General features: G+C 68.7%; 6 protein-coding genes. 4 read left to right on the top strand and 2 right to left on the bottom strand.

The genetic code is table 11. From position 1 onward, the window contains the following. Positions 1–93 precede the first annotated feature (93 nt). Both HY68_RS05535 and HY68_RS05530 read left to right on the top strand, forming a co-directional pair. Positions 94–855, top strand: coding sequence for an IclR family transcriptional regulator (locus HY68_RS05535; protein WP_041985099.1), 762 nt, complete (start codon positions 94–96; stop codon positions 853–855). Beyond that, on the top strand, positions 852–1289 hold the full coding sequence (locus HY68_RS05530) for a RidA family protein (RefSeq protein WP_041985097.1): 438 nt from the start codon (positions 852–854) through the stop codon (positions 1287–1289). Before HY68_RS05535 ends, HY68_RS05530 begins: the two co-directional genes overlap by 4 nt. An 89-nt stretch (positions 1290–1378) precedes the next feature. Here the strand turns inward: HY68_RS05530 and HY68_RS05525 are convergent, their stop codons facing one another. After that, positions 1379–2341, bottom strand: a complete 963-nt coding sequence (locus HY68_RS05525; RefSeq protein ID WP_347560652.1) for a chitinase — start codon at positions 2339–2341, stop codon at positions 1379–1381. A 266-nt stretch (positions 2342–2607) separates the two neighbouring features. Next, positions 2608–4275, bottom strand: coding sequence for a glycoside hydrolase family 18 protein (locus HY68_RS05520; protein WP_041985094.1), 1668 nt, complete (start codon positions 4273–4275; stop codon positions 2608–2610). A gap of 528 nt (positions 4276–4803) precedes the next feature. Here HY68_RS05520 and HY68_RS05515 point away from each other — a divergent pair. Together HY68_RS05515 and cpaB are read left to right on the top strand one after the other, a co-directional pair. Continuing rightward, positions 4804–5748, top strand: coding sequence for a hypothetical protein (locus HY68_RS05515; RefSeq protein ID WP_241778478.1), 945 nt, complete (start codon positions 4804–4806; stop codon positions 5746–5748). Between the two features lie 57 nt (positions 5749–5805). Next, positions 5806–6519: a Flp pilus assembly protein CpaB gene (gene cpaB, locus HY68_RS05510; protein WP_041985091.1), complete on the top strand. Its 714-nt coding sequence runs from the start codon at positions 5806–5808 to the stop codon at positions 6517–6519. Position 6520: the final 1 nt, after the last annotated feature.

The following is a 6520-nucleotide window of genomic DNA, read 5'->3' as shown; positions in this document are numbered from 1 at the left end:
CGCCGACCGGCTCGCCGCCCTCGACGACACGGCATGGGGCACACTGCGTCTGGGCCCCGGCTGGACGGCGGCCGCTGAGGAGGTGGCCACGCCATGAGCCAGACGGTCGACCGGGCGCTGAGCATCCTGCCGCTGCTCGCCCAGGGACCCGCCGACCTCGGCCAGGTGGCCGAGCGGCTGGACGTCCACAAGTCCACCGCGCTGCGGCTGCTGCGTACCCTCCACGAACACGGCCTGGTCTACCGGCAGCAGGACCAGCGGTACCGGCTCGGCGCCCGGCTGTTCGCGCTCGCCCAGGAAGCCGTCGAGAACCTCGACATCCGCGAGATCGCCCACCCCCATCTCGTCGCGCTCAACGAACAGTGCGGCCACACCGTCCATCTCGCGGTCCACGAGGACGGCGAAGTCCTCTACATCGACAAGGTCGAGAGCCGCTACCCGGTGCGGATGTACTCCCGTATCGGCAAGCCCGTGGCGCTCACCGTCGCCGCCGTCGCCAAGCTGCTGCTCGCCGACCTCCCCGAGCCCGAGCGCAGGACGCTCGCCCAGCGGCTCGACTACCCCATGTACACGCCCCGTTCGACCCCCGACGCCGCCGCGTTCCTCGACGAGCTGGCGACCGTCAGGGCACAGGGCTGGGCCACCGACCTCGGTGGCCACGAGGAGTCCATCAACTGCGTCGGCGCGCCCGTCCGGGGTACGGAGGGCCGCGTCGTCGCCGCCATGTCGGTCTCGGCGCCCAATGTCGTCGTCACGGCCGACGAACTCCTCTCCCTGCTCCCGCTGGTGCGCCGCACCGCCGAAGCGATCAGCGGCGAGTACTCCGGCAACACCCCTACCAAGGAAGCTTCATGAGCGAGTCCGCACAGACCACAGGCACCACCCCCAAGACGGCGCTGACCCCGTCGACCCACACGGCCCCGCCGGCGAAGTTCTCGCACGGCGTCCGCAAGGGCAACATCCTCCAGGTCGCGGGACAGGTCGGCTTCCTGCCCGCGGTCGAGGGACAGCCGCCGACGCCCGCGGGCCCCTCGCTGCGCGAGCAGACCCTGCAGACCCTCGCCAACGTCAAGGCCATCCTGGAGGAGGGCGGGGCGAGTTGGGACGACGTGATGATGATGCGCGTCTACCTCACGGACACCGGCCACTTCGCGGAGCTGAACGAGATCTACAACGCGTACTTCGAGGAGCAGCGCCTCCAGGCACCGCCCGCCGCGCGCACCACGGTCTATGTGGGGCTGCCCAAGGGCCTGCTCATCGAGATCGACGCACTGGCCGTGCTCGGCTGACGACGCGCGACAGCGCCGCCGGGTGAGGTTCGGCGGCGCTGCCGGCCCTGTGGGGGGCCCTTGGGGTGGTGCTGTTCCTGCGGGCTGGGCTACAGACCGTGCACGTGGGCGCCGACCGAGTCGGACCAGGCGTTGCCGGCCGTCGCGTCCCAGTTGGTCGACCAGGTCATCGCGCCGCGCAGCCCCGGGTAGGTCGTGGACGGCTTGAACGAACCGCAGTTGGTGCCCTTGGTCAGACAGTCCAGCGCGGCGTTGACCACGGACGGCTCCACGTAGCCGCTGCCCGCGCCGCTCGGTGAGGCGGGGACGCCGATGCCTACCTGTGACGGGTCGAGACCGCCCTCCAGCTGGATGCAGGCGAGGGCGGTGAGGAAGTCCACCGAGCCCTGCGAGTACACGTTGCCGTCGCAGCCGAGCATCGAACCGCTGTTGTAGTACTGCATGTTGACGACGGTGAGAATGTCCTTCACGTTCAGCGCCGTCTTGAAGTACTCGCCCGACGTCGACTGCATGTCGATCGTCTGCGGCGCCATCGTCAGCACGAAGCCCGAACCGGCCTTCGCGGCGAGGGACTCCAGCGCCTGCGTCATATAGGTGGAGTTGAGGCCGTTCTCCAGGTCGATGTCGACGCCGTCGAAGCCGTACTCCTGCATCAGCCCGTAGACCGAGTTGGCGAACGCGTCGGCGGAGGCCGAGTCGTTGACGGAGACGGTGCCGGTCTCGCCGCCGATGGAGATGACCACGGACTTGCCGGCCGCCTGCTTGGCCGCGACGTCCGCCTTGAACTGGTCGACGCCGTAGCCGCCGAGGCCCGCCGAGTCGAGGTTGAAGGTGACCTCGCCGGGGTTGCCGGTCGCTTCGGCGAAGGCGACGGCGATGATGTCGTACTGGTCCTGGACGTCGGCGAGCGTCTGAACTGCCGCTCCGTTGTTGAAGTTCTGCCAGTAGCCGGTGACGGCGTGGGCGGGAACCGCGGCCGCGGTTGCGGCGGCCTTCGCCGGGGCGGCCTTGGTGGCGGCGGGGGCGCTGGGGGACGCCTGGGCCGACGGCAGCGCGAACGCGGCTGCGGCGATGACGCCGACGGTCGCGGCGAGCGCCGTGCGGATGCGAGGGCCGTGGGGACGGCGAATACCGCGTGAACGTTCTGTCCGGTGCACTGCATGGCCTCCGTGGGGGGAGAGTCTTGCGGGGATACGGAACGGTGGCCACCGCTGTGACACCAAGTTGGTCCAGACCATTGCCCTTGTCAAGACCTCGCGCAGTGACGCCGCCGGGGGAGCGGCGGCGCCACTGCCGGGATTCGTCCGCCGAGAACGGGCTACGGCAGGCTGTGGACGTGCGGTCCGACCGCGTTGGACCAGGCGTTGCCGGCCGTCGCGTCCCAGTTGGTCGACCAGGTCATCGCGCCGCGCAGCCCCGGGTAGGTCGTGGACGGCTTGAACGAACCGCAGTTGGTGCCCTTGGCCAGGCAGTCGAGGGCGTTGTTGACGACGGACGGGGCGACGTAGCCGCTGCCCGCACCGCGGGTGGAGGCCGGGACGCCGATGCCGACCTGGGACGGGGCGAGCCCGCCTTGGAGCTGGATGCAGGCGAGCGCGGTGATGAAGTCCACCGAGCCCTGGGAGTAGACCTTGCCGTCGCAGCCGAGCATCGAACCGCTGTTGTAGTACTGCATGTTGACGACGGTGAGGATGTCCTTCACGGCCAGGGCGGTCTTGAAGTACTCACCGGACGTCGACTGCATGTCGATCGTCTGCGGCGCCATCGTCAGGACCAGGCTCGGGCCCGCCTTCGCGGAGAGCTGGCGCAGCGCCTTCGTCATGTAGGTGGAGTTGAGGCCGTTCTCCAGGTCGATGTCGATACCGCTGAAGCCGTACTCCTGCATGAGTGAGTACGCGCTGTTGGCGAACGCGGTGGCGGACGCGTCGTTGCTGACGCTGACGCTGCCCGTCTCGCCGCCGACGGAGAGGATGACCGACTTGCCCGCCGCCTTCTTCGCGGCGATGTCCGCCTTGAAGTCGGCCGCCGACGCGTAACCGACCGCCGGGTCGAGGCTGAAGGCGAGCTGGCCCTGGGTGGCCGTCGCGTTGGCGAAGGACACGGCGATGATGTCGTACTGCGACGGCACGTCCCTGATCTTCTGGACCGTGGCGCCGTTGTTGAAGTTCTGCCAGTAGCCGGTCACCGCGTGCTTGGGCACCGAGGGGTTGCCGGGGTTGCCCGGATCGGTGCCGCCGGCCGAGGTCTTGCCGGCCACGGCGGTCGACTTGGCCGACTCACCCGCCGAGTTGGTCGCGCTCACCTGGAACTGGTACGAGGTGTTCGCGGCCAGGCCCGTCACCGTGGCCGAAGTGCCGGTCGCCGACTGGACCTTGGTCCCGGCGCGGTAGACGTTGTAGCCGGTCGCGCCGGACACGGCGCCCCAGTTGAGCGTGACCGAGGAGGACGTCACGGATCCGACGGAGAGGCCGCCGGGGGTGGCGGGCACCTGCGGGCCGGGGTCCGTGCCGCCGCCGCCGTCGGGACCGACGAGCGTCAGGTCGTCGGCGTAGTAAGCGGGCTGGCCGTACCAGCCGTTGGTGTAGACGCTGACGGACCGGGTCGAGGCGCCGGTGGTGAAGCGCGTCGAGAGCTGCTGCCAGCCGGAGGTGCCGGGGGTCCAGGTCGACACGTCGGTCGTCCCGGTGCCGGAGGCGCCGAGGTAGACGTAACTGCCCTGCACCCAGGCGCTGAGCGTGTACGTGGAGTTGGGCTGGACGGCGACGCTCTGCGAGCACTTCGCGTTGTCGAGCCCGCTGGGGGTGCCCTGGAGGGCGGCCGCGCCCGCGTGGACGGGGGAGCCGACGGTGGTCCCGCTCCCGGCCGAACAGGTCCAGTTGGACAGCCCGGACTCGTAACCGCCGTTCTTGGCGACGTTGATGTCGGCGGCCTGCGCCGTGCCGGTGAGTCCGGTGATGGTCAGCGCTACGGCGGACAGTGCCGCCACGGCACCGCCGATCCACGAGCGGCCTGTCCAGTTCCTCAGATGTCTTCGGTGTGCGCGTGCACGTTCCACTTGAAGCCTCCGCTGGCGTCGGGGGGAGGTACGGAAAAGCGGGAACGGTGGCCACCGTTGGGCGTAAAACTGGTCCAGACCAATAAACTTGTCAAGCCCTCCGCCGCCAGTTCCGGTTTCGGCCCGATCGGCGCGGGGCGCCGTGGGAGCGCCGGGGCGAGTGGGAACGTACGGATCTGGGCACAGCTGTGGCGAGGGCCCGAGGCCCCAACCCGGACCCAAAGCGGCCGAGTTGGGTCAACTCTTCGGCAAGAAGGGACAAGTCCTGATACGTGAGTCAACCCATGACTGGTTCGCCCGTATTTGCCATCGGTGGCTGTGTACGGACGGTGGCACCGCGCATCCTAAAAGTGTTCTCTGGGCCTGAGGACGTGGATAAAGTGCTGGGACAGGAGCACGGAGCAGGAGAGATCTGCGGTCGCCGGGACTCCGGCGACCGGAGCGGAACGGGGAACCAGCGTGCCGACCGCAATTGCTGTCACCAGCCCTGATCTGGTGCTACCACCGACGGACCGCCAGACACCCACGGCGGCGCTCCTGCCGTCCCCGGACACCCAGTCCCTGGAAGCCTCGCTCGCCGACATGCAGGGCCTGCTCGAACACCACGGCTACGTCGTCGTGCTCTACCCGGCGAACATCGCGACCGCCCATGAACGGCGGCTGCACACCGTGCGCTCGGTCCTGGAGAGTGACCGGATCGCGCTGCTGAAACTCGACCTCCCGCCGCTCGGCGTCGCCGTACTCGTCCGCCAGCTGCGGCAGTTGTCGGTCTGCGACTTCAGCGCCGGCGTCGTCGCCTCCGCCGCCCGGCTGCTCTCGCACTACATCTACGCGGGAGCCCTGCTGGGCTCCGTCACCAAACTCGACCGGGTCCCCGTCAGCCTCAAGAGCCACGCCAAGTCCTGGGTGCCCGGCGCCCAGTTCGGCGTACTCGCCAGCCCCGTACCGCAGTTGGTCAAAATCGGCGCGGGCGAACTCACCGGACCTGAATTCGCCACCCAACTCCTCGTCGCCAAAGGCCAGTCGCAGTCCGACTGGCCCACGACGACGCTCGCCCCGCACTGGCAGGTCGGCGGAGTCGAGGAATGTGTCCTGCCCGCCGACTCGGCCGACTGGTGGGGCACCCAGAAGCTGATCGAATTCGCCGCTTTCCTGCCGGACATCACGGTGCTCTACCAACTCGTCGCATCCGTACGCCGGGAAATCTGTTCCTGGTGCGGTGTCGAACTCATAGGCGACCGTTGCGGATTCTGCTCGGCGCCGCTCGCGCCGCCCGAGAACCAGACCCGCGCGGTCGGTGTCCTGACCCAAGGAAGCCAGGGAACCCAAGGCGGCCAGGGCAGACGGGCCCTGGGCGGCGGAGCCCGCGGAAGTCAGGGAGCAGCCGTGCGCCACGGGTCGTAACCGCAGGTCAGCCACCACCACGCCGTCCCCACGTCCCCGAACGAGGTCGTCCCGCTCATGAATTCACGGCAACGCCGCGGCATCATACTTCTGCTCCTCTCGGTCCTCTGCGCCTTCGGTGCTTTCGCCGGTGTCCTCTCGGTGATCAGCGACGTCAATTCGAAGGTCGGACCCGAAGTCTCGGCGTATGAGCTGAAAGCGGATGTCGCCCCGTACACGCCTTTGCAGGACGGGCAGTTCAAGAGGATCAAGATGCCGAAGCGCTGGCTCTCCCAGAACGCGGTGACGGACCTCTCCGTGGTCAGCGGAAAGATCGCGGTGACCCAGCTCAAGAAGGGCTCACTGCTCCAGGACGACATGATTGTGAAACGTCCCGCACTGGAGAGCGGCGAACAGGAAATCGCCATCATGATCGACGCGGCGACGGGCGTCGCCGGAAAGATCAACCCGGGGGACACGGTCAATATCTTCGCGACGTTCGCCGCCCAGAACGACAAGGAGAAGGACCAGTCCCGGATCATCGTCGCCAACGCCCGGGTCATCGACGTCGGCAGGCTCACCCCGCTCGAACCCAAGCAGGACGACCGGGGCAGCGGCCCGACCGAGGCAGTGCCGATCACCTTCGCCCTCAACACCACCGACGCCCAACGCGTCGCCTACGCCGAGTCCTTCGCCGATCACGTACGCCTCGCCCTGCTGGCCGACGGCAGTCCCACCACGCTGCGCCCGGGTGAGGGAACGTACGAGCTCAGCGAAGACGCGAACAAGTGAG

Origin of the sequence: Streptomyces sp. AcH 505 (genome assembly GCF_000818175.1) — a bacterium.
Classification (GTDB): Bacteria; Actinomycetota; Actinomycetes; order Streptomycetales; family Streptomycetaceae; genus Streptomyces.
The sequence above is the reverse complement of the archived record's forward strand: the minus strand, read 5'-3'. Positions and strand labels throughout refer to the sequence as shown.